22 protein-coding genes and 2 pseudogenes are annotated in these 23,139 nt (G+C 67.4%); 17 read left to right on the forward strand and 7 right to left on the reverse strand.

Annotated elements, in window-relative coordinates; all coding sequences use genetic code 11:
• The first annotated feature begins 34 nt into the window (after positions 1–34).
• The 5 genes and pseudogenes from AU187_RS14215 (at position 35) to AU187_RS25980 (ending at position 3,267) form a co-directional block, all read left to right on the forward strand.
• The gene (locus tag AU187_RS14215) at positions 35–1,087 is read left to right on the forward strand and encodes a YihY/virulence factor BrkB family protein (protein ID WP_059098135.1); all 1,053 of its coding nucleotides are present in this window, start codon (positions 35–37) and stop codon (positions 1,085–1,087) included.
• Positions 1,088–1,102: 15 nt separating this feature from the next.
• A complete protein-coding gene (gene cobF, locus AU187_RS14220; RefSeq protein WP_059098134.1) occupies positions 1,103–1,867 on the forward strand; it encodes a precorrin-6A synthase (deacetylating) in 765 nt (254 codons plus the stop codon).
• A gap of 85 nt (positions 1,868–1,952) precedes the next feature.
• On the forward strand, positions 1,953–2,336 hold the full coding sequence (locus AU187_RS14225; protein WP_059098133.1) for a phage holin family protein: 384 nt from the start codon (positions 1,953–1,955) through the stop codon (positions 2,334–2,336).
• A gap of 67 nt (positions 2,337–2,403) precedes the next feature.
• A pseudogene (locus AU187_RS25975) lies at positions 2,404–2,646 on the forward strand (DNA-formamidopyrimidine glycosylase family protein); the annotation flags it as partial.
• Positions 2,647–2,808: 162 nt separating this feature from the next.
• Entirely contained in the window at positions 2,809–3,267 is a 459-nt protein-coding gene (locus AU187_RS25980; RefSeq protein ID WP_231740249.1) for a zinc finger domain-containing protein, read from the forward strand.
• On the opposite strand, the gene AU187_RS14235 is transcribed toward AU187_RS25980, so the two are convergent.
• Positions 3,260–3,811 (reverse strand): chorismate mutase, encoded by a 552-nt coding sequence (locus AU187_RS14235; RefSeq protein ID WP_059098131.1) that lies wholly within the window; start codon positions 3,809–3,811, stop codon positions 3,260–3,262. The genes AU187_RS25980 and AU187_RS14235 overlap by 8 nt on opposite strands.
• A gap of 58 nt (positions 3,812–3,869) precedes the next feature.
• Here AU187_RS14235 and AU187_RS14240 point away from each other — a divergent pair, with 58 nt between their 5' ends.
• From AU187_RS14240 to AU187_RS25465, 3 genes are read left to right on the forward strand one after another with little or no spacing between them, the layout of a single operon-like run.
• The gene (locus AU187_RS14240; protein WP_059098130.1) at positions 3,870–4,619 is read left to right on the forward strand and encodes an SDR family oxidoreductase; all 750 of its coding nucleotides are present in this window, start codon (positions 3,870–3,872) and stop codon (positions 4,617–4,619) included.
• A gap of 47 nt (positions 4,620–4,666) precedes the next feature.
• Positions 4,667–5,656, forward strand: coding sequence for an NAD-dependent epimerase/dehydratase family protein (locus AU187_RS14245; RefSeq protein WP_059098129.1), 990 nt, complete (start codon positions 4,667–4,669; stop codon positions 5,654–5,656).
• Between the two features lie 46 nt (positions 5,657–5,702).
• A complete protein-coding gene (locus tag AU187_RS25465) occupies positions 5,703–6,080 on the forward strand; it encodes a hypothetical protein (RefSeq protein ID WP_059098128.1) in 378 nt (125 codons plus the stop codon).
• A gap of 101 nt (positions 6,081–6,181) precedes the next feature.
• On the opposite strand, the gene AU187_RS14255 is transcribed toward AU187_RS25465, so the two are convergent.
• On the reverse strand, positions 6,182–6,583 hold the full coding sequence (locus AU187_RS14255; RefSeq protein WP_059098127.1) for a hypothetical protein: 402 nt from the start codon (positions 6,581–6,583) through the stop codon (positions 6,182–6,184).
• Between the two features lie 162 nt (positions 6,584–6,745).
• Between AU187_RS14255 and AU187_RS14260 the strand changes: the two genes are divergently transcribed.
• Both AU187_RS14260 and AU187_RS14265 read left to right on the forward strand, forming a co-directional pair.
• Positions 6,746–7,057 carry a helix-turn-helix transcriptional regulator gene (locus tag AU187_RS14260; RefSeq protein ID WP_059098126.1) on the forward strand — a complete coding sequence of 104 codons (312 nt, stop codon included), beginning with the start codon at positions 6,746–6,748 and terminating at the stop codon, positions 7,055–7,057.
• A complete protein-coding gene (locus AU187_RS14265; protein ID WP_059098125.1) occupies positions 7,032–7,577 on the forward strand; it encodes a hypothetical protein in 546 nt (181 codons plus the stop codon). Before AU187_RS14260 ends, AU187_RS14265 begins: the two co-directional genes overlap by 26 nt.
• A 3-nt stretch (positions 7,578–7,580) precedes the next feature.
• On the opposite strand, the gene pgi is transcribed toward AU187_RS14265, so the two are convergent.
• Entirely contained in the window at positions 7,581–9,272 is a 1,692-nt protein-coding gene (gene pgi / locus AU187_RS14270) for a glucose-6-phosphate isomerase (RefSeq protein ID WP_059098124.1), read from the reverse strand.
• Positions 9,273–9,320: 48 nt separating this feature from the next.
• Between pgi and AU187_RS14275 the strand changes: the two genes are divergently transcribed.
• Positions 9,321–10,769, forward strand: coding sequence for an NAD-dependent succinate-semialdehyde dehydrogenase (locus AU187_RS14275; RefSeq protein WP_059098123.1), 1,449 nt, complete (start codon positions 9,321–9,323; stop codon positions 10,767–10,769).
• A gap of 100 nt (positions 10,770–10,869) precedes the next feature.
• Positions 10,870–12,825: an acyltransferase family protein gene (locus tag AU187_RS14280; RefSeq protein WP_172800276.1), complete on the forward strand. Its 1,956-nt coding sequence runs from the start codon at positions 10,870–10,872 to the stop codon at positions 12,823–12,825.
• A gap of 58 nt (positions 12,826–12,883) precedes the next feature.
• Here the strand turns inward: AU187_RS14280 and AU187_RS14285 are convergent.
• Positions 12,884–13,183: pseudogene (locus AU187_RS14285) on the reverse strand (chorismate mutase); the annotation flags it as partial.
• Between the two features lie 232 nt (positions 13,184–13,415).
• Between AU187_RS14285 and pcrA the strand changes: the two are divergent.
• The gene (pcrA, locus tag AU187_RS14290) at positions 13,416–15,734 is read left to right on the forward strand and encodes a DNA helicase PcrA (protein ID WP_172800262.1); all 2,319 of its coding nucleotides are present in this window, start codon (positions 13,416–13,418) and stop codon (positions 15,732–15,734) included.
• Here pcrA and AU187_RS14295 read toward each other — a convergent pair.
• Both AU187_RS14295 and AU187_RS14300 read right to left on the reverse strand, forming a co-directional pair.
• A complete protein-coding gene (locus AU187_RS14295) occupies positions 15,731–16,342 on the reverse strand; it encodes a hypothetical protein (protein WP_059098121.1) in 612 nt (203 codons plus the stop codon). The two genes, pcrA and AU187_RS14295, sit on opposite strands and share 4 nt — an antisense overlap.
• Before the next feature lie 9 nt (positions 16,343–16,351).
• Positions 16,352–17,416, reverse strand: a complete 1,065-nt coding sequence (locus AU187_RS14300) for a M23 family metallopeptidase (RefSeq protein WP_059098120.1) — start codon at positions 17,414–17,416, stop codon at positions 16,352–16,354.
• Between the two features lie 270 nt (positions 17,417–17,686).
• Here AU187_RS14300 and sucC point away from each other — a divergent pair, with 270 nt between their 5' ends.
• The 4 genes from sucC (at position 17,687) to modA (ending at position 22,143) form a co-directional block, all read left to right on the forward strand.
• A complete protein-coding gene (sucC, locus tag AU187_RS14305; RefSeq protein WP_059098119.1) occupies positions 17,687–18,853 on the forward strand; it encodes an ADP-forming succinate--CoA ligase subunit beta in 1,167 nt (388 codons plus the stop codon).
• 13 nt (positions 18,854–18,866) lie between these two features.
• The gene (gene sucD, locus AU187_RS14310) at positions 18,867–19,769 is read left to right on the forward strand and encodes a succinate--CoA ligase subunit alpha (RefSeq protein ID WP_059098118.1); all 903 of its coding nucleotides are present in this window, start codon (positions 18,867–18,869) and stop codon (positions 19,767–19,769) included.
• A gap of 90 nt (positions 19,770–19,859) precedes the next feature.
• Positions 19,860–21,386 carry an acetyl-CoA acetyltransferase gene (locus AU187_RS14315; protein ID WP_059098117.1) on the forward strand — a complete coding sequence of 509 codons (1,527 nt, stop codon included), beginning with the start codon at positions 19,860–19,862 and terminating at the stop codon, positions 21,384–21,386.
• A 49-nt stretch (positions 21,387–21,435) separates the two neighbouring features.
• The gene (gene modA / locus AU187_RS14320) at positions 21,436–22,143 is read left to right on the forward strand and encodes a molybdate ABC transporter substrate-binding protein (RefSeq protein ID WP_059098434.1); all 708 of its coding nucleotides are present in this window, start codon (positions 21,436–21,438) and stop codon (positions 22,141–22,143) included.
• Here modA and AU187_RS14325 read toward each other — a convergent pair whose 3' ends face one another.
• Positions 22,144–22,992: an LLM class F420-dependent oxidoreductase gene (locus tag AU187_RS14325; RefSeq protein ID WP_059098116.1), complete on the reverse strand. Its 849-nt coding sequence runs from the start codon at positions 22,990–22,992 to the stop codon at positions 22,144–22,146.
• Positions 22,993–23,139: the final 147 nt, after the last annotated feature.

A 23,139-nucleotide genomic window follows, 5' to 3' on the forward strand; every position in this document is an offset into this window, starting at 1 on the left:
CGTTTGGCCGGGGCCGCCCGGGGTATCGGGTGGTATGCGAATTGACGAGTCCGACAACGCCACTCGTGCACCGGACCCCGACGACCCGCGCAAGCCTCAGTCGCCGACTGACCTCACCCGGCCGTCGCTTCTCTACGCGATGCGCAAGGCCGTCCGGGAGTTCCGGGACGACGAGTGCACCGACCTTGCCGCGGCGCTGACGTATTACGCGGTGCTCTCGGTGTTTCCGGCGCTGGTGGTGATGGTGTCGCTGCTCGGCGTGTTCGGGCAGGGCAAACGCACGGTCGACGGGCTGCTCGACATCGCCGATGACGTGGCCCCGGCGTCCGCGCTCGACACACTGCGGCCGACAGTCGAGCAGCTGGTCAACTCCCCGACGGCCGGGCTCGCGTTGGTGATGGGCATCGCGGGCGCGCTGTGGTCGGCGTCGGGGTACGTCGGCGCGTTCGGCCGCGCGATGAACCGCATCTACGAGGTCGAGGAGGGTCGACCGGTGTGGAAGCTGCGTCCGGTGCAGTTGCTGCTGACGCTGGCCGGCCTGGTGCTCGCTGCGGCGGTCGTGTTGATGCTGGCGGTCAGCGGGCCGGTCGCCGAGGCGGTCGGCAATGCGATCGGCCTCGGCGCGGTGGCGGTGACGGTCTGGAGTATCGCCAAGTGGCCGCTGATCCTGCTCTTCGTCGTGCTGGCCGTCGCGATCCTGTACTACGTCACACCCAACGTCGAGCAGCCGAGGTTCCGCTGGATCAGCGGCGGCGCGGCGCTCGCGATCCTGGTGTGGCTCCTCGCGTCCCTGCTGTTCGGTGTCTATGCGGCCAATTTCGGCAGCTACAACAGGACCTACGGCGCGTTGGCCGGTGTGATCGTCTTCCTGCTGTGGTTGTGGATCACCAACCTCGCCCTGCTGTTCGGCGCCGAAGTGGACGCCGAGCTGGAGCGCAGCCGTCAGCTGCAGGCCGGTCTGGCCGCCGAGCAGGAATTGCAGCTACCACCCAAGGACACCCACAAGCTGCGCAAGGAAGCGGCCGCCGAGAAGAAGGACGTCAAGCGGGCCAGGCGGCTGCGTTTTTCGCGGGGCCGCAAACACTGAAGGCATACTGCGGGCGTGACCCGTCGGATTCATGTCATCGGCATCGGCGCGGGCGATCCCGACCAGGTGACCGCGCAGGCGGTGACCGCGCTCAACGACACGCAGGTGTTCTTCGCGATGGACAAGGGCGACTCGAAGCACGACCTGGTGGCGCTGCGCAGGCAGATCTGCGAACGGTTCATCCGCGAGCCCGGCTACCGGTTCGTCGAACTGCCCGACCTGCCCAGGGACAGGGCCGCCGCGGACGGTCCGGACTATCGCCGGGCGGTCGCCGACTGGCATGCGGCGCGGGCGCGGGTGTGGGCCGACGCGATCGCCTCCGAGCTTTCTGACGGCGCCACCGGAGCATTTCTCGCGTGGGGTGATCCGTCGCTGTACGACAGCACGCTGCGCATCCTCGACGCCGTCGCGAGCCACGTCGACATCGACTACGACGTGATCCCGGGCGTCACTGCGATTCAGACGCTCACCGCGCGGCATCGCATCCCGCTCAACGACGTCGGCGAACCCGTGCTCATCACCACCGGCAGGCAACTGCGCGACCGTGGGCTGGCCGGAAGCGCGGTGGTGATGCTCGACGCCGACTGCTCTTTCTTGTCGTGCCCGCCCGACACCCGCATCTGGTGGGGCGCCTACCTCGGCACGCCCGACGAGTTGCTGATGTCGGGCACCGTCGGCGAGGTCGGCTCGCGGATCGCGGCGGTGCGCGCCGACGCCAGGGCCCGGCACGGCTGGATCATGGACACCTACCTCCTGCGTTCGGCGCCTGGACGCAGTTAACGGGGGTTAATTGCCTTCACCTGCTGCATGCGATCAACCCCTTAGAGCCATTTCTTCGCAACGCGACCGTGGCAAGATCGCCGGCATGGTGTCGTTTGTTGTCCGCGCCGCGCTGACGGGGGTTGCGCTGTGGGTGGTGACGCTGATCGTGCCCGGCATCCGCTTCGTCGGCGGCGATTCCGCGCTGGCCGACGTCGGCATCATCTTCGTGGTCGCGGTCATCTTCGGCGTGGTCAATGCGGTGATCAAGCCGATCGTGCAGATCATCTCGATCCCGCTCTACATCCTCACGCTCGGCCTGTTCCACATCGTCATCAACGCGCTGATGCTGTGGATAACGTCCTGGATCACCGAGCACACCACGCACTGGGGCCTGTTCATCGACGACTTCTGGTGGACGGCGATCTGGGCGGCAATCGTGCTGTCGATCGTGAGTTGGCTGCTGTCGGTGGTCACCGGCCGCGGTTAAACAGTGAGCAGCCGCGGCTAGGCGTCAACCCTGACCGCACGGTGTGCGAGGAAGGCACACTGGAGCCATGCCAGAACTGCCCGAAGTCGAAGCGCTCGCCGATCACCTGCGTCGCCACGCCGTCGGACACCCGATCGGCCGCGTCGACGTGTCGGCGTTCTCGGTGCTCAAGACGTTCGACCCACCGGTCACCGCGCTGCACGGGCGGACCGTCACCGACGCCAACCGCTGGGGCAAGTACTTGGGCCTGCAGGCCGGCGACCTGTACCTGATCGCCCACCTGTCGCGCGCGGGCTGGTTGCGGTGGTCGGACAAGCTGGCGGCGGCGCCGTTGAAGCCCGGCAAGGGGCCGATCGCGCTCCGGGTTCACCTCGGAACACCCGGCGAGGCAGCGGGATTCGACCTCACCGAGGCCGGGACCCAGAAGCGGCTCGCGGTGTGGCTCGTCGACGATCCGGCCAAGGTACCGGGCATCGCGGGGTTGGGCCCCGACGCATTGTCGCTGGGCCCCGAAGATCTCGCCGGAGTACTAGCGGGCAACAGCGGCCGAATCAAGACGGTGATCACCGACCAGAAGGTGATCGCAGGTGTCGGCAACGCCTACAGCGACGAGATTCTGCATGTCGCGCGGATCTCTCCGTTCGCGACGGCGGGCAAGCTGACCGATGCGCAGCTGGCGGCGCTTCACGACGCGATGATCGGTGTCCTCACCGACGCGGTGACGCGTTCGGTCGGTCAGCAGGCGGCAACGCTCAAGGGGGAGAAGCGCTCCGGCTTGCGGGTACATGCCCGCACCGGTCTGCCCTGTCCGGTGTGCGGGGACACCGTGCGCGAAGTGTCGTTCGCGGACAAGTCTTTCCAGTACTGCCCGACCTGTCAGACGGGCGGCAAGGTGCTGGCCGATCGTCGGATGTCGCGACTGCTCAAGTGATCCGGCAGTACGAGCGGGTGGCCGCCGAGAGCGCCTGCCGGTAGAGGGCGTCGAGCTGGCGGGCATTGGCCACGGCGTCCGACGCATCCTTGCGCGTTCGCACGCAATCGGGGCTGTGTAGCGTATTCCATTGCAGTGCAATCTCATCGACCATGATCTTGTTGAGCCCGTCGATCTCCGATCGCAGCACGGACAGCTCGGGCGCCACAGTGGGTGCGGCTGGGGGGTCGAACTTCCACTGGCCGAAGCGGGTGTACTGGATGCCCTCGGTGGCGTCGATCTGGTCGGTGAAGACCGTCCGCACGTAGCCCGGGTCGACGGCGTGTGCGGCGGCGTCGGCGGCGACGGCGTCGAGGACCGCGTCGGCGCGCTGCCGGTCGGTGATCGGCCCACCGTTGATCCATTTGGCCGCCGCGACCGGGTCGGCGGTGGCCAGCCGCTGCGCCGCGGTGTCCACCAGCCGGTACAGCGGGCTGACCGGCTGGGCATGCGCGACCGGCTGTGAGATCGCGACAAGCAGCATCACCAGGGCCGATGTCGTCATCCGCAGGGCAACCATGCATCCATCATCGACCTCGATCACCCTCGCTTAGTCTGTCGGGGTGACTCGGCAGAAGATCTTGATCACCGGCGCGAGCTCCGGCCTGGGCGCCGGAATGGCCCGCGCGTTCGCCGCGAAGGGCCGCGATCTCGCGCTGTGTGCGCGCCGCATCGACCGGCTCGACGAGCTCAAGGCCGAACTGCTCGAGCGTCATCCCGGAATCGAAGTCGCCGTCTCCGCGCTCGACGTCAACGACCACGACCAGGTGCCGAAGGTGTTCGGTGAGCTGGCCGCCGAACTCGGCGGCATCGACCGCGTCATCGTCAATGCGGGCATCGGAAAGGGCGCGCCGCTGGGATCGGGCAAGCTGTGGGCGAACAAGGCCACCATTGAAACCAATCTCGTTGCCGCACTGGTGCAGATCGAGACAGCGCTCGAGATGTTCAAGCAAACGGGCGGAGGCCATCTGGTGCTCGTTTCCTCGGTGCTCGGCAACAAGGGCGTTCCGGGGGTGAAGGCGGCCTACGCCGCGAGCAAGGCCGGTGTGTCGTCGCTCGGTGAGTCGTTGCGCGCGGAGTACGCGCGTGGGGCCATCAAGGTCACGGTCCTCGAGCCCGGTTACATCGAATCGGAGATGTCGGCGAAGGCCGAATCGACGACGTTGATGGTGGACAACGAAACCGGGGTGCGCGCGATGGTGGCCGTCATCGAGCGCGAGACCGGGCGCGCGGCGGTGCCGTGGTGGCCATGGGCGCCGCTGGTCGGGCTGATGCGGGTGCTGCCGCCTCGCCTCATGAAGCCGTTCGCCTGAAGCGGCGAGCCGTGTAAAGGCCGGCGCCAACGGGTAGCCCGGCTCCGATGAAAGTGTTGCTGACCGGTGGCACCGGGTTCGTTGGAGCGTGGACGGCCAAGGCAGTGACCGACGCGGGGCATCAGGTTCGCTTCCTGGTCCGTGATCCGGCGCGGTTGGAGACGAGCGCCGCGCAGATCGGCGTCGACACCGACGACTACGCCATCGGCGACATTGCCGACGCCGACGCGACGGCCGCGGCGATGGACGGCTGTGACGCTGTAATCCACTCCGCAGCAATGGTTTCCATGGATCCACGGCAGGCCGACAAGATGCTGCGGACCAATCTCGCCGGAGCCCGCAACGTCCTTGGCGCGGCGGTTGAGCGCGGTCTCGATCCGGTCGTCCACGTATCCAGCTTCACCGCACTGTTCCGTCCCGGCCTCGACGTACTTCACGCCGATCTTCCCGTGGTCGGGGGATCCGACGGCTACGGGAAGTCCAAGGCGGAGGTGGAGAAGTACGCACGAGAGCTACAGGATGCGGGTGCGCCGGTGACCATCACGTATCCGGGAATGGTGCTCGGGCCGCCGGCGGGAAACCAGTTCGGCGAAGCGGCCGAAGGCGTCCAGGCGGCGGTTCAGATGCGAGGGGTCCCCGGGCGCGGTGCCGCCTGGATCGTGGTCGACGTCCGCGATCTGGCTGCGCTGCACGCCGCGCTACTCGAACCCGGCAAGGGGCCACGTCGATACATGGCAGGCGGCAAGCGCGTTGCGATCGCCGACCTGGCGTCGATGATCGGCCGCGCAGCGAACCGGTCGCTTCGGGTGTACCCGGTGCCGGATACGTTGCTGCGCAACCTCGGAAGGGTGGTCGACGTGGCCGGGCCCTATCTACCGTTGGACGCGCCGGTGACTGGGGCGGCGATGCAGTACTACACCCAGATGCCGTCGTCTGACGATTCACCCAGCGAGATCGAACTCGCCATCAGCTACCGGGACCCGCAGGAGACGCTGGCGGACACCGTCGCCGGGCTGAGGCAGGTGGCCAGGTTGTAGGTCGTTCGCAGGTTTAAGCAATCCCGCGTCGTGGTAGCCAAGTCCCATGATCGAAAAACTGACGAAGATGACGCCCCTGTTGTTCTCGGGCGCTGCGGCAGTCGCGATCGCCGTCGCGCCGACCGCCGGTGCGCAACCGGCGCCCCCGCCGTGTCTCAACGCCGACGGCACCCCGTGTGCCGGTATCGGCAATGTCGAGGCCGGTCCCGGTGGTGGTGCGCAAGTGAATGTTCCGAACGGCCCGCAGGGCACCGCCGACGGAGGCGGCGCCGGCGGCGTGATCCCCGGCGGCCCGGGAGGTTCGGCCGGTCCCGGTGGCGCGAGCGGTTCGCTGGCTCCGAACGGACCCGGCGGCACGGCCGGACCCGGCGGTGCGAGCGGGTGCCTGCCGAATGTCGGCTGCGTGAACATCCCGGCTCCGTAACAAGCAGCTGAGTTCGCCCAGCGTCGCGGCGCACGCTTCTCGGTGAGCGTGCGCCGCGCTGCGCTGACCAACTCGCTGACGAACTTGTAGCACAGGGGATTTCAGCCAATGGCCTCGGTGCGGTCGGTGACCAGGCGGCGCGCCAGAAACCCGAACACCAAGACAGAAGCAGCAGGAGCACCGAAAAGCACAATCGCCAGCAGTATCCCAGACGACGTGCCGCTCAATGCGGTCGCAAACGCGAACACCGCCACGACCCATGACACCGCGCACGTCACCACTGTGACGCCGATCGCCACTGCCAGGGAACGACGCACTCCATAGGCCGGAAATCCAGAGATAGCCAGGATCAACAGGACTGGTACGCCCAGGATGGCCGCTGCCACCCACATCCCCGAAAGTGTTCCCAACTCCCTGGCCGCCGGCATTATCAAACAGGCTGCGGCCACCGCGGCGAGCACGATGCCGACCGCCGCGATGGCACGCGCATTGGTTCCTCGCATACGTTCGGTGTGCCCGCGACGTTGTCCCGGCAATCGCACCGCGCTCCGGTGATGGCCGGTAGAAGGACCGCTCGGTGAGTCGCGCCGCGCCGATGGCACCTGCGAACCACCGACCGATAGGTCTGCTTGACAGATCATTGGGTTTTCCTAACACTGTGTTGTGTGAGTCCGGTGAGACGGGGCGATTCGCTCCCCATCCACAACCGCATCGGCGTCCTGCGCGCCGAGCGGCGGATGACGCGGGCTGAACTCGCGGCGCTGATCGATGTGAACCCGCAGACCGTCGGCGCGCTCGAACGCGGCGACCACTATCCGAGCCTGGACCTGGCGTTTCGGATCTGCGACGTGTTCGGCCTGCCCGTCGAGGCGGTGTTCTCCCGCACGGAGTTCACGCCGCTGTCCATCGAGCTCTACCGGAGGAACCCGCGCGCACAAGGAGGCGACTCAGATGTCCCCATCGACCCGGCAGACTGACCGAACGCTCATCGATCGCTACCAGGACTACCGGACGAGGCGGTTCCTCAAGCACGAGCGGACCTATGCCCACTCGCTTCCGAGTTGGCGCACCCAGTCCCGACGCCGAATTCTCGTGGTCGGTCTCGGCCTCACCTTCGCGTTCATGTTCGCGGTGAGTGTCCTGAGCGCCTTCGGATTATGGTGGGCGCCGTTGTTGTGGTTGGTCGCATGTCTGTTCTTCTTCCCGCTGTGGATCATGCTGCAGATCGTCTCCGGCAGGCAGGGCGACGCCCCGGAGGCGGCCCTCGACGAGTACGAGGTGCAGCAGCGCAACAGTGCCCGCTCGATCGGCCTGACCATCACCCAGAACTTGATGTTGATCCCGATCGGCTACCTGATCGTCGCATCAATTTACTTGCGCGACACCGACACCGACGTGGCGTACGCGGGTGCGCTGATGTCGCTGGCCGTGCTGGTGTTCGGCGGTTGCGCGCCGGCGATGATCCTCGGCTGGAGTCGTCCGGACCCCGACGCCTAATCGCTACGCGCTGCGGCCACGCTCGGCGCGGTAGTGCCGCACCAGCGCGTCGGTCGAGCTGTCCGATTGTTCAGCGGGGGCGTCGTCATTGGTGATGACCGGCAGCAGCGCTTTGGCTTGCGTCTTACCGAGTTCGACGCCCCATTGGTCGAACGAGTCGATGCCCCAGATGACGCCTTCGGTGAACACCTGGTGTTCATAGAGCGCGATCAGCTGGCCGAGCACCGATGGCGTCAGCTTGGTGGCCAGGATCGACGTGGTCGGCCGGTTGCCCGGCATCACCTTGTGCGGCACCACATTCGGTGGTGTTCCCTCGGCGGCGATCTCCTCGGCGGTCTTGCCGAATGCGAGCACCTGCGTCTGGGCGAAGAAGTTGCTCATCAGCAGGTCGTGCATGCTGCCGCGGCCGTCGGCGGTCGGCAGGTCGTCGGTGGGTTGGGAGAAACCGATGAAGTCGGCAGGCACCAGCCGCGTGCCCTGGTGCAGCAGTTGGTAGAACGCGTGCTGGCCGTTGGTTCCCGGCTCGCCCCAGAAGATCTCGCCGGTGCTCGTGGTGACCGGTGACCCGTCGGCACGCACCGACTTGCCGTTGGACTCCATCGTCAGCTGCTGAAGATACGCCGCGAACCGCGCCAGGTCGTTCGAATACGGCAGCACGGCACGGGTTTCCGCGCCGAAGAACTCGTTGTACCAGAGCCCGATCAAGCCGAGCAGCACCGGCACGTTCGACTCCAACGGCGCGGTGCGGAAGTGCTCGTCGACGACGTGGAAGCCGGACAGAAACTCGGCGAACCGTTCGCGGCCGATGACCGCCATCACGCTCAAACCGATTGCGCTGTCGACGGAATAGCGCCCGCCCACCCAGTCCCAGAAGCCGAACATGTTCTCGGTGTTGATGCCAAAATCGTCGACCAGCTTCTTGTTGGTCGACACCGCGACGAAGTGCTTGGCCACCGCCGCGTCACCGAGCGCGTCGGTGAGCCACCGTCGCGCCGCCGTCGCGTTGGTCAGCGTCTCCAGGGTGGAGAATGTCTTCGATGCGACGATGAAAAGCGTTGTCGCGGGGTCGAGTCCGTCCAGCTTGGCCACCAGATCGGCCGGGTCGACATTGGACACGAACCGCGCCGAGATGCCGGCGTCGGCGTAGTGGCGCAGCCCCAGCGTGACCATCGCCGGCCCGAGATCCGAGCCGCCGATGCCGATGTTGACGACGGTCTTGATCGGCTGGCCCGTCGCCCCGGTCCACTCGCCGCTGCGCAACCGGTCGGTGAAGTCGCCCATCTTGTCGAGCACCGCGTGCACATCGGCGACGACGTCTTGGCCGTCGACCGACAGTTCTGCGCCGCGCGGCATTCGCAGCGCGGTGTGCAGCACCGCCCGGTCCTCGGAGGTGTTGATGTGCACGCCGGAGAACATCGCGTCGCGCCGCTGCTCAAGGCCCGCAGCGCGGGCCAGGTCGACCAGCAGTGCGAGCGTCTCACGGGTGACGCGGTGCTTGCTGTAGTCGACGTAGAGATCGCCGACCGTCGTCGCCAACTCGGTGCCGCGAGCCGGATCCTCGGCGAAGAACTCGCGGAGGTGTTTGCCGCCGATCTCGTCGTGATGCCGTTGCAGGGCCTGCCATGCCGGGGTCGAGGCGATATCGGGAATCTCCGATGTTGTCGGCTCTTCGCGCAAGCGCTCATCGCTGCTCATGGGCACGACCTTAGTGCGGCCAAATGCCCAAAGGTGTAATCAAGAAGGATGGATACCGCGAAGCTGCTGTCGTCAGTGCCCACCGGACTGTGGATCGGTGGTGAAGAACGCCAGACGTCCTCGACGTTCGACGTGCTCGACCCGTCCGACGACTCCGTGCTGACCTCCGTCGCCAATGCGGGAGCCGAGGATGCGGTCGCCGCGCTCGACGTGGCCTGCGGCGTGCAGGCCGAGTGGGCGGCCACCGCCCCGCGCGAGCGCGGCGAGATCCTGCGCGCGGTCTTCGACACCATCACCGAACGCGCCGAGGACATCGCCACGCTGATGACCCTCGAGATGGGCAAGGTGCTGCGCGAGAGCATGGGCGAGGTCACCTACGGCGCCGAGTTCTTCCGCTGGTTCGCCGAGGAGGCCGTGCGCATCGCGGGCCGCTACACCCCGAGCCCGGCGGGCAGCGGCCGCGTCCTGGTCACCAAGCAGCCGGTCGGCCCGTGTTACGCGATCACGCCGTGGAATTTCCCGCTGGCGATGGGCACCCGCAAGATCGGCCCGGCGCTCGCCGCCGGCTGCACGATGATCGTCAAGCCTGCGCAGGAGACGCCGCTGACCATGCTGCTGCTGGCCAAGCTGATGGACGACGCGGGTCTGCCCAAGGGTGTGCTGTCGGTGCTGCCGACCAACAACCCGAAAGACGTCACCGCCGCGCTCATCGACGACGGCCGGCTGCGCAAGCTGACCTTCACCGGCTCCACCGGCGTCGGCAGGGCGCTGGTCAAGCAATCGGCCGACAAGCTTCTGCGCACCTCGATGGAACTCGGCGGCAATGCGCCGTTCGTGGTGTTCGACGACGCCGACATCGACGCCGCCGTCGACGGCGCCATCCTGGCCAAGATGCGCAACGGCGGCGAAGCGTGTACCGCGGCCAACCGCTTCCACGTCGCGAACCCGGTGCGCGAGGAGTTCACCGAGAAGCTGGTCAAGCGGATGAGCGAATTCACGCTCGGCAAGGGTCTCGACGAGTCGGCGACGCTGGGACCGTTGATCAACGCCAAGCAGGTCGCCACCGTCACCGAACTGGTGGCAGACGCGGTAGACCGCGGTGCGACCGTCGCCGTCGGCGGCGAGGCCCCCGGCGGCCCCGGCAACTTCTATCCCGCGACGGTGCTGACCGACGTGCCCGCCGACGCGCGAATCCTCAAGGAGGAGGTGTTCGGCCCCGTCGCGCCGATCACCGGCTTCGACACCGAGGAGGATGGCATCGCCGCCGCGAACGACACCGAGTACGGGCTGGCGGCCTACATCTACACCAGGTCGCTGGACCGTGCGCTGCGCGTCGCGGAGGGCATCGAGTCCGGCATGGTGGGCGTCAACCGCGGCGTGATCTCCGATCCGGCGGCGCCGTTCGGCGGCGTCAAGGAGTCCGGCTTCGGTCGCGAGGGCGGCTTCGAAGGCATCGACGAGTACCTCGAGATCAAGTACATCGCGCTGACGAAGTAGGCCGACACGCCGCCGCGCCTGCACCCCCGCGTCCGTCGGCGAAGGCAAGATTTCGCAAGTGAATGCGCGTCGCTCCGTCGCGCCCGCTGATCGCCGCTCGCTGTCCGACATTCGCTCCTCGCGTGCGCATCGGCGTGGCGAGATTCCCGCCCTCGACGGCATCCGCGCCGTCGCTGTCGCACTGGTACTCGCCGACCACGGCGGCATCCCGGGCGTCACCGGCGGCTTCCTCGGCGTCGACGTCTTCTTCGTGCTGAGCGGCTTCCTGATCACGTCGCTGCTGCTCGACGAGCATGCCCGCACCGGCCGAATCCGGCTGCGCGACTTCTGGATTCGCCGGGCCCGCCGATTGCTGCCCGCGCTGCTGGTCATGGTGCTCGCAGTGGTGGCGGCGCGGGACCTCTTCTCGACCGAGGCGATCTCGGCGCTGCGCGACGACGCCGTCGCGTCGTTCTTCTGGGTGGCCAACTGGGCGTTCGTCGCCCAGCGCACCGACTACTTCGCTGTGGGCGCACCGCCGTCGCCGCTGCAGCACACCTGGTCGCTGGGGGTCGAGGAGCAGTACTACCTGCTGTGGCCGCTGCTGCTGATCGCGGTCGGGTTCGTGTTCTGCCGGCGCGACCGGCTGCACCTGCGGTGGGTGGTGTTCGCCCTGGCGACCGCGGGCGCGATCGCGTCGGCGACGGCGGCGATCGTGTTCGTCAACGACGGGTCGCTCAACCGCATCTACTTCGGCACCGACACCCGTGCGCAGGCGCTGCTCGTCGGCGCCGCAGCGGCGGCCCTGCTGGTGCGGGACTGGACGACGGTGACCATGGCCGGGCCGGTGATCCGGACGCGGTGGCTGCGGTGGGCCGCCCGCATCCTGTCCGTCGTCGGCATCGCGGTACTCATCTTCGCCGTGCACACCGCGACCGGCAGCGTCGGCGACTTCCGCGCCGGCCTGCTGATCGTCGTGGCGCTTGCGGCAGGTCTGGTGATCGGGGCGGTGGCAATGGACCAGGACGGACCCGCCGCGCAGGTGCTGGCGTGGCGGCCGCTGGTCTGGCTGGGTGCGATCTCCTACGGCGTCTACCTGTGGCACTGGCCGATCTTTCTGGTGGTCAACGGGGAACGCACCGGATGGTCCGGTTGGTCGTTGTTCGCCCTGCGGTGCGCCGCCACGCTCGCGGTGGCGGCGCTGTCGTGGTGGCTGCTGGAACAGCCCATCCGACGCTGGCGACCGGTGATCGTGCCGATGCTGCCGCTGGCGGGCGCGACGGCTGCCACCGCCGCGGTCGTCACGATGACCGTGCTGCCGGTCGGCGTGCCGTCCGCCCCGGTGCAGGATTCGCGCATCGACTCCGCCGCGCTGGTCGCACCGGAGATTCCGGTCGAGGTGCAGCGCACCGTCGCCCACGAGCCCGGCACCAAGACCGTCGCGGTGTTCGGCGACTCGGTCGCGTGGACGTTGATGCGCTACCTGCCCGAAACGCCGGGGCTGGCGATCACCGACTACACGACGATCGGATGCGGCATCGCGCGCGGCGGGCCGTACCGGTACGTCGGGCAGACGCTGAACCAGAAACCCGAATGCGATTCATGGCCGAGCAGGTGGTCACAGCGCATCAAACACGACCGCCCCGACGTGGTGCTGCTGATCGTCGGCCGGTGGGAGGTCGTCGACCGGATGAACGAAGGCCGCTGGACCCACATCGGCGAGCCGGCCTACGACGCCTATCTGCGGGCCGAACTCAATCGCGCGCTCGACATCCTGTCCTCGACCGGCGCGCGCGTCGTCGTCACCACCGAGCCCTACAACCGGCGCGCCGAGAAACCCGACGGCAGCCTCTATCCGGAGGACGACCCGGATCGCACCGACGATTGGAACGCCTTGTTGCGCAGCGCCGTCAAGTACCGGCAGAACGTCTCGGTGCTCGACCTGAACCGCAAGCTGGGCCCCAACGGGGGCTACACCAACCGAATCGACGGCATCCGGATCCGCAGCGACGGCGTGCATCCGACCCCCGAAGCGGTGGAGTGGCTGACGCCCTGGCTGACCGACGCGCTGCGCTAGTGATTTCGGTGTCGCCAGTTGCGGTCAGCGCAACCAACTACACCGAAATCACGTGAGATCAGTGGCCGAGGCGACCGCGGCCCAGGCGCAGCAGCAGCATCGCGAGGTCTTTGCCGTCGGGGCCGAGTTCGCTGTAGCGCTCGATCACCTTCATCTCCCGGCTGTGCACCAGGCGGGTTCCGCCGGACGCCATCCGGGCCTGGCCGATCAATTTGGACACCTCGGTGCGGCGCTTCACGGCCGCGAGGATCTCGGCGTCGAGCCGGTCGATCTCCTGGCGCAGGTCATCGATATCGGGCACGGGCTCGGTTTCGGTCGTCATGGGATTCTCACCGCTCTCGTTGTGTGGGTCTGGTCTCGTCCGGTTCCTTTAGGCCTCACACAAGAGGCGTGCCGCGGATCACCGAAGCGGACCGCGGAGGCTCTTGGGAAGCAGCTAGACCACGGGTACCGCGGACCGGTACCCGTAGAAAAATCGCTGTTTGCTGAGCACGAGACAAAGTGTGCCACCAACAGCCCTGCCAGCGCAAAGCTCGATACGCGGTTCGACCGCGGGGATGTCCCTGCGCAGCGGTAAGTTCGGTAGTGACATGACCCAGATGAACCTGGCCCCCGAAACCGACCAGCTGCTCGAGGGGCTCAACCCGCAGCAGCGCGAGGCCGTCCTGCACCAGGGCTCACCGCTGCTCATCGTCGCCGGTGCCGGCTCCGGCAAGACCGCCGTGCTCACCCGCCGGATCGCCTACCTGCTGGCCGCTCGCGACGTCGGCGTCGGGCAGGTGCTGGCCATCACGTTCACCAACAAAGCCGCCGCCGAGATGCGCGAGCGGGTGGTGGCCATGGTGGGTCCCAAGGCCAGGAACATGTGGATTTCCACCTTCCATTCCTCGTGCGTACGGATCCTGCGCAACCAGGCCTCGTTGATCAAAGGCCTGAACTCCAACTTCTCGATCTACGACGCCGACGACTCGCGGCGCCTGCTGCTGATGATCGGCAAGGACATGGGGTTGGACACCAAGCGGTACTCGCCGCGGCTGCTGTCCAACGGCATCTCCAACCACAAGAACGAGTTGATCGGGCCGGAACAGGCAGCGGCCGAGGCTTCGGAGGCCGGTGAGGAGCTGCCCGGCATCATCGCCGAGGTCTACGCCGAGTACCAGCGGCGCCTGCGCGCGGCCAACGCGCTCGACTTCGACGACCTGATCGGCGAGACAGTCGCTGTGCTGCAAGCGTTTCCGCAGATCGCGCAGTACTACCGGCGCCGGTTCCGGCACATCCTGGTCGACGAGTACCAGGACACCAACCACGCCCAGTACGTGCTGGTGCGCGAATTGGTCGGCACGGCGGCCTCGCAAGACGATCCAGCCGGGGTGGCACCGGCCGAACTGTGCGTGGTGGGCGATGCCGACCAGTCGATCTACGCGTTCCGCGGTGCGACGATCCGCAACATCGAGGACTTCGAACGCGATTTCCCCAATGCCACAACGATTCTGCTCGAACAGAATTACCGCTCGACGCAGAACATCCTGAACGCGGCGAACTCGGTGATCTCGCGCAACGCCGGCCGCCGGGAGAAGCGGCTGTGGACCGACGAGGGCGACGGTGAGCTGATCGTCGGCTACGTCGCCGACAACGAACACGACGAGGCCCGGTTCGTCGCGCAGGAGATCGACGCGCTCGCCGACCAGGGCGGGTATTCCTACAACGACTTCGCGGTGTTCTACCGGACCAACAACTCGTCGCGCTCGCTCGAAGAGGTCTTCATCCGCGCCGGCATCCCGTACAAAGTCGTTGGGGGAGTGCGCTTCTACGAGCGCCGGGAGATCCGCGACATCGTCGCCTACCTACGGGTGCTGGACAATCCCGGCGACTCGGTGAGCATGCGCCGCATCCTCAACACGCCCCGTCGCGGCATCGGCGACCGAGCCGAAGCCTGTGTCGCGGTGTATGCCGAGAACACCGGGCTCAGCTTCAACGACGCCCTGCAGGCGGCCGCCGAGGGTAAGGTGCCGATGCTCAACACCCGTGCGGAGAAGTGCATTTCGGCGTTTGTGGACATGCTCGACGACCTGCGTGGCCGTCTCGATGGTGAGCTCGGCGAGCTGGTGGAGGCGGTGCTCGACCGCACCGGCTACCGCGCCGAACTCGAGTCGTCCAGCGATCCGCAGGATCTCGCGCGGCTCGACAACCTCAACGAGTTGGTCAGCGTCGCGCACGAATTCAGCACCGACCTGGCCAACGCGCAGGCACTCGACGAGGACGAGCCCGTCGATGAGGACATCCCCGACACCGGGGTGTTGGCGCAGTTCCTGGAGCGGGTGTCGCTGGTGGCCGACGCCGACGAACTGCCCGAGCACGGCGCCGGAGTCGTAACGATGATGACGTTGCACACCGCCAAGGGCCTCGAGTTCCCGGTCGTGTTCGTGACCGGCTGGGAGGACGGCATGTTCCCGCACATGCGGGCGCTCGGCGATCCCACCGAGTTGTCCGAGGAGCGCCGCTTGGCCTACGTCGGCATCACCCGGGCGCGACAGCGGCTCTACGTCAGCCGGGCGAAGGTCCGCTCGTCGTGGGGTCAGCCGATCCTCAACCCGGAATCGCGCTTCCTCAAGGAGATTCCGCAGCACCTCATCGACTGGCGGCGCACCGACCCGACACCGTCGTTCAGCGCGCCGGTGAGCGGCGCGGGCCGGTTCGGCTCCCCGCGACCGTCGCCGACGCGGTCGGGAGCGGGTAAGCGGCCGTTGCTGGTGCTCGAGCCCGGCGACCGGGTCACCCACGACAAGTACGGGTTGGGCCGGGTCGAGGAGGTCACCGGGGTGGGGGAGTCGGCGATGTCGCTCATCGACTTCGGCAGCTCCGGCCGCGTCAAGCTGATGCACAACCACGCGCCGATCAGCAAGCTTTAGCCCGAGCGCTCCCAGCGGCCCGTCGCGGGCAGGGCCGCGAGCACGATGCTGGCCAGCGGCAGCACCGGGATGGCGTACACCGCGGCGGGCAGCTTGGCGCCGGCGACGAACAGGCTGGAGAAGATCAGCAGCGCCACCACCGCCCCCACGACGATCAGCCACCGGCTGACCCAGCGGCGCAACAGCAGCCCGATCAGCCCGGCGATGAGGGCGGCCGCAGAGATCGCGGTCAGGAAGCCGACCGCGACGCAGAACAGGCGATCGGTGCGCCACCAACCGGTGATCAGGTCGGTGGCGATGACGGCGGTGGCCCAACCGGTCAGGATGCTCACGGCCGCCGCGGCGATCGCCGGCTTCGGGCTGGCCGGTCGGGGCTGGGTGGGAGACACGGTGACCGGCCGGGCCCGGGGGATATAGCTCGTCTGCGGCTCGGCCTCGGCGACGGGAATCGCGCCGGTGGGGTGGCGGCGGATGATGCTGGTCTGCGGGTCCTGACCGGTGGGGATCTCGCCCGTCGGATGGCGGCGGATGATGCCCGTCTCAGCGTTCGACGGTGTGCGCCGCGGAGGTTCTGCCCGTCCCTCGTCGGGGTCGTCGTCGCCGGCCACTTGGCCAGACTAGTTCGACGGGTTCAGCCCGCGCTTGGCCAGCCAACCCACCGGGTCGACGCGGTCGGTTCCGTTCAGGTGCACCTCGAAGTGCAGATGCGGTCCGGTCGAGTTGCCGGTGTTGCCCATCTTGGCGATCTGGTCACCGGCCCACACCCGCTGTCCGACCTCGACCTCCCACGCGCTGAGGTGGCCGTACAGCGTCACGGTGCCGTCGGCGTGGCGCAGCTTGACCATGTTGCCGTAACCGGCATACGGGCCGGCGGAAACGACCACGCCGTCGGACGCGGCGAGCACGGGTGTGCCGATCGAGTTGGCGATGTCGATCCCGGCGTGTAGTGCCCCCCAGCGATAGCCGAAGCCCGACGTCCACACGCCCCTGGTGGGCATCACGAACATCGGCCGCTGCAGGCGTGCTTCGCGTTCGGCACGCTCCTGGGCGAAGGCCGCGGCCTTCTGGATCTCCTCGGTGTGCAGCGCCGAGCTGGCGGCGGGCGTGACGGCGACGATCTGCATGCCGTCCGTCGTGCCGCCGACCGCGTTCGCGAGGGCGTCCTGGTCGACGGCGAGCACGGTCTGCGACGACGACTCCTGCGCGGCGTTGGCCATCGAGTACGCCCCCGCGGCAGTCGCGCCGACCGCCATCGCTGCGACCATCAGCCGGCCCTTCACCGGGATCTCTTGCTTGCGGTGCTGGCCTCCGCGGCCGCCGATGTTGATCACGTCGGTGGCGGCCATGCCGTCGCTGGTGTCGGTGTTGCTGTCGCGGTAGGCATGCGAGCGGCGCGCGTGGCGCGGCCCGGCCTGGAACTCCGAGGGGACCGCCAGCCGCAGCGGCACGAGGTCGTCGGTGTCGTTCAGATCGTCGAGTTCGGGGGCGTGGATGACCTGTGCTTCGCGGTCGAACGCGCTGTTCTCACGGAAGTCGGCGTCGCCTCCCAAATCGGGCAAGCCGCCGAACTCGTTGAACGGAATGATGTCGGTGACTTCGGCGGGGGATTCGCTTACGCGGCCGTCTATTTGCCGGTTCGTCGATGATCTGCGATGAGATCCAGACGAACGGTGCGCAGCCAACGTGAAGGGTCCTTGCTTGTCGTGAAGGTTGCCGTGATCGAAACGTTATCGAAGCCAGAGGCACGTTAACCAAATCCCAATGAAGGCTGCAACCTGTGCGGCTATTCCGCGAGCGAATGTGACTTGTATCACTGCGGCCGAGCGGTGAGATCTGCCACATGACAGGTGGGCGGTGCCATCGCGTTCCACGGGTGTGGATAAAGTTCCCCCGAGCCTTCGGCCCAACAACTCCGCAATCGACGCGCTAGAGACAGGGACGTTCCAAAGCCAATGGATCTCTTCGAATATCAGGCGAAAGAGCTCTTCGCCAAGCACAACGTACCGACCACACCGGGTCGGGTGACCGACACCGCCGAGGACGCCAAGGCGATCGCCGAGGAGATCGGCAAACCCGTCATGGTCAAGGCGCAGGTCAAGACCGGCGGCCGCGGCAAGGCCGGCGGCGTGAAGTACGCGGCCACCGCCGACGACGCGTTCACCCACGCGCAGAACATCCTCGGCCTCGACATCAAAGGCCACATCGTCAAGAAGCTGCTGGTCTCCGAGGCCAGCGACATCGCCGAGGAGTACTACATCTCGTTCCTGCTCGACCGCGCCAACCGCACCTACCTTGCGATGTGCTCGGTCGAGGGCGGCATGGAGATCGAAGAGGTCGCCGCCACCAAGCCGGACCGGCTGGCCAGGGTGCCCGTCGACGCCACCAAGGGCGTCGACGAGGCGTTCGCGCGTGAGATCGCCGAGAAGGGGCACCTGCCCGCCGAGGTGCTCGACGCGGCCGCGGTGACGATCGCCAAGCTGTGGGAGGTGTTCGTCAAAGAGGACGCCACGCTGGTCGAGGTGAACCCGCTGGTGCGCACTCCCGATGATCAGATCCTCGCGCTGGACGGCAAGGTCACGCTCGACGGCAACGCCGACTTCCGTCATCCCGAGCACGCCGAGTTCGAGGACCGCGACGCCACCGACCCGCTGGAGCTCAAGGCCAAGGAGCACGACCTCAACTACGTCAAGCTCGACGGTGAGGTCGGAATCATCGGCAACGGGGCGGGCCTGGTGATGTCGACGCTGGACGTGGTCGCCTACGCGGGCGAGAAGCACGGCGGCGTGAAACCGGCCAACTTCCTCGACATCGGCGGCGGCGCCTCGGCCGAGGTGATGGCCGCGGGCCTGGACGTGATCCTGCACGATGCGCAGGTCAAGAGCGTGTTCGTCAACGTGTTCGGCGGCATCACCTCCTGCGACGCGGTCGCCAACGGCATCGTCAACGCGCTGAAGATCCTCGGCGACGAGGCCAACAAGCCGCTCGTGGTCCGACTCGACGGCAACAACGTCGATGAAGGCCGTCGCATCCTGGCGGAGGCCAACCACCCGTTGGTGACCGAATTGGGCACGATGGACGAAGCCGCCGACAAAGCCGCCGAGCTGGCGAGCAAATCTTAAGGAGAGATGACCGATGTCTATTTTCATCAACAGAGATTCCAAGGTCATCGTCCAGGGGATCACCGGCGGCGAGGGCACCAAGCACACCGCGCTGATGCTCAAGGCCGGCACGCAACTGGTCGGCGGCGTCAACGCCCGCAAGGCCGGAACCACGGTGTCGCACAAGGACTCTGACGGTAACGACGTCGAGCTGCCGGTGTTCGGCACCGTCGCCGAGGCGATGAAGGAAACCGGCGCCGACGTGTCCGTGGTGTTCGTACCGCCGAAGTTCGCCAAGGACGCGATGATCGAGGCCATCGACGCGGAGATCCCGCTGCTCGTGGTGATCACCGAGGGTGTTCCCGTGCAGGACACCGCCTTCGTTTGGGCCTATAACGTCGAGAAGGGACAGAAGACCCGCATCATCGGCCCCAACTGCCCGGGCATCATCACGCCCGGCGAGGCGCTGGCCGGCATCACGCCCGCCAACATCACCGGCCCCGGCCCGGTCGGCCTGGTGTCCAAATCGGGCACGCTGACCTACCAGATGATGTTCGAACTGGGCGATCTGGGCTTCTCGACCTCGATCGGCATCGGCGGTGACCCGGTCATCGGCACCACGCACATCGACGCGATCGAAGCGTTCGAAAAGGATCCCGACACCAAGGTCATCGTGATGATCGGTGAGATCGGCGGCGACGCCGAGGAGCGGGCCGCCGACTACATCAAGGCCAACGTGAGCAAGCCGGTCGTCGGCTACGTCGCGGGCTTTACCGCGCCCGAGGGCAAGACCATGGGTCACGCCGGCGCGATCGTGTCCGGGTCGTCCGGTACCGCGCAGGCCAAGAAGGAAGCGCTGGAGGCCGCGGGGGTGAAGGTCGGCAAGACGCCGTCGGAGACCGCGCGCCTGGCCCGGGAGATCCTCCAGGGCATGTAGTCCTGGCCGGTGTGAAGTTCACCGCAGGATTAGGACCACGTTCCACCGGTCGATTAGCCTGACGAATTAACACCCGTCAGGAGGTCTGTAATGGTCGATCCCCGGACCCCGGTCATCGTCGGCGTCGGACAGTTCACCGAGCGGATCGACGATCCCGACTACCGGGGCATGTCGGCGGTCGACCTCGCCACCGAGGCGGTGCGCGCGGCGCTGGCCGACACTGGGGCGGAGGCTTCCACAGTCGCGAAGGCGATCGACACGGTGTACGGCCTGCGCCAGTTCGAGATCTCCGGTCCGATGCCCGCGACGCTGGGAAAGTCGAACAACTATCCGCGTTCGGTGATGCGGCGGGTCGGCGGCGATCCCGCGCGAGTGGTGCTCGAGCCGGTGGGCGGGCAGGGTCCGCAGAAGCTGGTCACCGAGGCCGGAAACGCCATTGCCGCCGGTGAATTCGACGTGGCGATGGTGATCGGCTCGGAGCCGGGATCGACGGCGCGCTACTTTGCGAGCCGGGACGAGAAGCCGGACTTCACCGAACACGTCGACGGCCAACTCGAGGACCGCGGACATCAGATCCACCAGTACTTCACCGAGTACACCGCCTCGCACGGATTGACCGGCGCAGCAGTGCAATACGGCCTGCTGGACAACGCGCGGCGCCGCCGGCTCGGGCTGGGTGTCGCCGAATACCGGCGGGAGATGGCCGAATTGTTCGCGCCGCTGTCGAAAGTGGCTGCCAAGAACCCGTTTTCGTCATCGCCGGTCGAGCGTTCGGTCGAGGAGATCGTCACCGTCACCGACGACAACCGGATGATCTGCGACCCGTATCCCCGCCTGCTGGTGGCACGCGATCAGGTCAACCAGGGTGCCGCAGCGATCATGATGTCGGTGGCCGCCGCACGGCGCCTCGGGGTGCCCGAGGAGAAGTGGGTGTATCTGCACGGCCACTCGGACATGACCGAGCAAGGCCTGCTGGACCGCGCCGACCTCGGCGCGAGCCCCGCGGCCGTGCACGCCGCGCGGGAAGCCCTGCGGGTGGCCGGAATCGGTGTCGACGACCTCGCGACTCTCGACCTGTACAGCTGCTTCCCCTTCCCGGTCTTCGTGATCTGTGAAGCGCTGGGCATCGATGGTGACGACCCGCGTGGCCTGACGGTGACCGGCGGCTTGCCCTACTTCGGCGGGCCGGGCAACAGCTACTCGTTGCACGCCATCGCCGAGACGGTCACCCAATTGCGCGACATCCCGAGCCGATTCGGCTTTGTGGGCGCCAACGGCGGCACGATGAGCAAGTACTCGGTCGGCATCTATTCGACGCTTCCTGCCGATTGGCGGGCCGACCGCAGCGCAGAACTGAATGCGGAAGTCGCTGCGCTGCCGACGGTTCCGGTCACCGAGCGCCCCGAGGGGCGCGCCACCATCGAGACGTACTCGGTGCGGTACGACTGGCCGGTGCGCACCGGGATCATCGTCGGCAGGCTCGACTCGGACGACTCGCGGTTCCTGGCCATCTCCGAGGAGGACGACCTCGTCGCGCTGATGTCCGACGGCGACCCACTCGGGGCGGCGATCACGGTGCGCCCGAGCGACAAGGTCAACCGCGCGAGCCTGGCCTGACCGCAGAAGGACAGCCGTGAAACCACTCGCGCTTCTGGCCACGGTGCTCATGTTGGCCACCGCGTGTGCGGAGCAGTCATCGCAGGACACGCTGACGGTGTTCGCCGCGGCGTCGCTGAAGAGCGTGTTCACCGAAATCGGCAAGCAGTTCGAGGCGGACAACCCCGGCGTTCGGGTGGAATTCGCCTTCGCCGGATCGTCCGACCTCGTCACGCAGTTGACCCAGGGCGCGCGCGCCAACGTGTTCGCCTCCGCGGACACCAGGAACATGGACAAGGCCGCGGCGGCGGGACTGCTGGCCGGCGACCCGGTGAACTTCGCGTCGAACACGCTGACCATCGCGGTACGACCGGGAAACCCCAAACACATCAACGCGTTACGTGACCTCACCCGGCCCGGCGTCAGCACCGTCGTGTGCGCACCGCAGGTCCCCTGCGGTTCGGCGACGCAGAAGGTCCAGCAGGCCGCAGGCGTGGAACTGTCGCCGGTCAGCGAGGAGTCGTCGGTCACCGACGTCCTCAACAAGGTCACCAGCGGCCAGGCCGACGCCGGGATCGTCTACGTCACCGACGTCCGGGACGCAGGGGCCGACGTCACCGCGGTTGCGTTGCCCGAAGCCGCCGACGCGGTCAACGTCTATCCCATTGCGACGCTGAAGGAGTCGTCACGGCCCGACCTCGCACGGAAATTCGTCGACGCGGTGACCGGCGAGGCGGGCCAGAAGGTGCTCGGCGCAGCGGGCTTCGGCAGGCCCTGATCACACCAGCGCGGCCAACTTGCCCGCCAGGCGCTCGACGTAGGCGGCGACGTCGTCGGCGGACCTGTCGGGGAGCCCGAACAGCACCTCGGTGACACCGAGATCGGCCCAGCGGGCCAGTTTTTCGGGATCCGGCTTGAAATCCAGCGCGACGATCTGCGGCGCTCCGTCGCGACCCGCGGCCGCCCAGGTGTCCTGCAGCAGCTTCACCGGTTCGTCGATGTCGAAGTCACGCGGCGTGGTGATCCAGCCGTCCGCGGACCGGGCGATCCACTTGAAGTTCTTCTCGGTGCCCGCGGCGCCGACGAGGACCGGGATGTGCGATTGCACGGGCTTGGGCCACGCCCAGCTGGGCCCGAAGTTGACGAATTCGCCGTCGTAGGACGCTTCCTCCTCGGTCCACAGCGCCCGCATCGCCTCCAGATACTCGCGCAGCATGGTGCGTCGCCGACCGGGCGGCACGTTGTGGTCGGCCAATTCGTCGGTGTTCCAGCCGAACCCCACCCCGAGGCTGACGCGGCCACCCGACAGGTGGTCGAGCGTGGCGATCGACTTCGCCAGCGTGATGGGGTCGTGTTCGACCGGCAACGCCACCGCCGTCGACAGCCGAACGCGCGAGGTCACCGCGGCCGCAGTGCCGAGGCTGACCCAGGGGTCCAGGGTGCGCATGTAGCGATCGTCGGGCAGCGACTCGTCGCCCGTCGTGGGGTGCGCCGCCTGCCGCTTGATCGGGATGTGGGTGTGCTCAGGCACGTAGAACGTGGTGAAGCCGTGATCGTCGGCCAGCTTGGCGGCCGACGCGGGAGTGATCCCGCGGTCACTGGTGAACAGCACGAGCCCGTAGTCCATGCCCGAATTAGAACGTGTTCTAGTCAGAAGGGCAAGCGCAAGGTCGGAGACGAATGTTCACGGCGATCGGGCGAACCGGTGCACGTCTCGGGCTGACCCGCTGTGCGCTAGCGTGGTTCCGAAGCCCGCCCGAGCACAGGAAGCACA

Source organism: Mycobacterium sp. IS-1556, from assembly GCF_001499985.1.
Lineage (GTDB): Bacteria > Actinomycetota > Actinomycetes > Mycobacteriales > Mycobacteriaceae > Mycobacterium.

Coding starts and splice junctions, on each gene's coding strand:
- AU187_RS14215 (WP_059098135.1), top strand. CDS start 35: ATGCGAATTGACGAGTCCGACAACGCCACTCGTGCACCGGACCCCGAC.
- AU187_RS14225 (WP_059098133.1), top strand. CDS start 1,953: ATGGTGTCGTTTGTTGTCCGCGCCGCGCTGACGGGGGTTGCGCTGTGG.
- AU187_RS14235 (WP_059098131.1), bottom strand. CDS start 3,811: ATGACGACATCGGCCCTGGTGATGCTGCTTGTCGCGATCTCACAGCCG.
- AU187_RS14245 (WP_059098129.1), top strand. CDS start 4,667: ATGAAAGTGTTGCTGACCGGTGGCACCGGGTTCGTTGGAGCGTGGACG.
- AU187_RS25465 (WP_059098128.1), top strand. CDS start 5,703: ATGATCGAAAAACTGACGAAGATGACGCCCCTGTTGTTCTCGGGCGCT.
- AU187_RS14255 (WP_059098127.1), bottom strand. CDS start 6,583: ATGCGAGGAACCAATGCGCGTGCCATCGCGGCGGTCGGCATCGTGCTC.
- AU187_RS14265 (WP_059098125.1), top strand. CDS start 7,032: ATGTCCCCATCGACCCGGCAGACTGACCGAACGCTCATCGATCGCTAC.
- pgi (WP_059098124.1), bottom strand. CDS start 9,272: ATGAGCAGCGATGAGCGCTTGCGCGAAGAGCCGACAACATCGGAGATT.
- AU187_RS14275 (WP_059098123.1), top strand. CDS start 9,321: ATGGATACCGCGAAGCTGCTGTCGTCAGTGCCCACCGGACTGTGGATC.
- pcrA (WP_172800262.1), top strand. CDS start 13,416: ATGACCCAGATGAACCTGGCCCCCGAAACCGACCAGCTGCTCGAGGGG.
- sucC (WP_059098119.1), top strand. CDS start 17,687: ATGGATCTCTTCGAATATCAGGCGAAAGAGCTCTTCGCCAAGCACAAC.
- sucD (WP_059098118.1), top strand. CDS start 18,867: ATGTCTATTTTCATCAACAGAGATTCCAAGGTCATCGTCCAGGGGATC.
- AU187_RS14315 (WP_059098117.1), top strand. CDS start 19,860: ATGGTCGATCCCCGGACCCCGGTCATCGTCGGCGTCGGACAGTTCACC.
- modA (WP_059098434.1), top strand. CDS start 21,436: ATGTTGGCCACCGCGTGTGCGGAGCAGTCATCGCAGGACACGCTGACG.
- AU187_RS14325 (WP_059098116.1), bottom strand. CDS start 22,992: ATGGACTACGGGCTCGTGCTGTTCACCAGTGACCGCGGGATCACTCCC.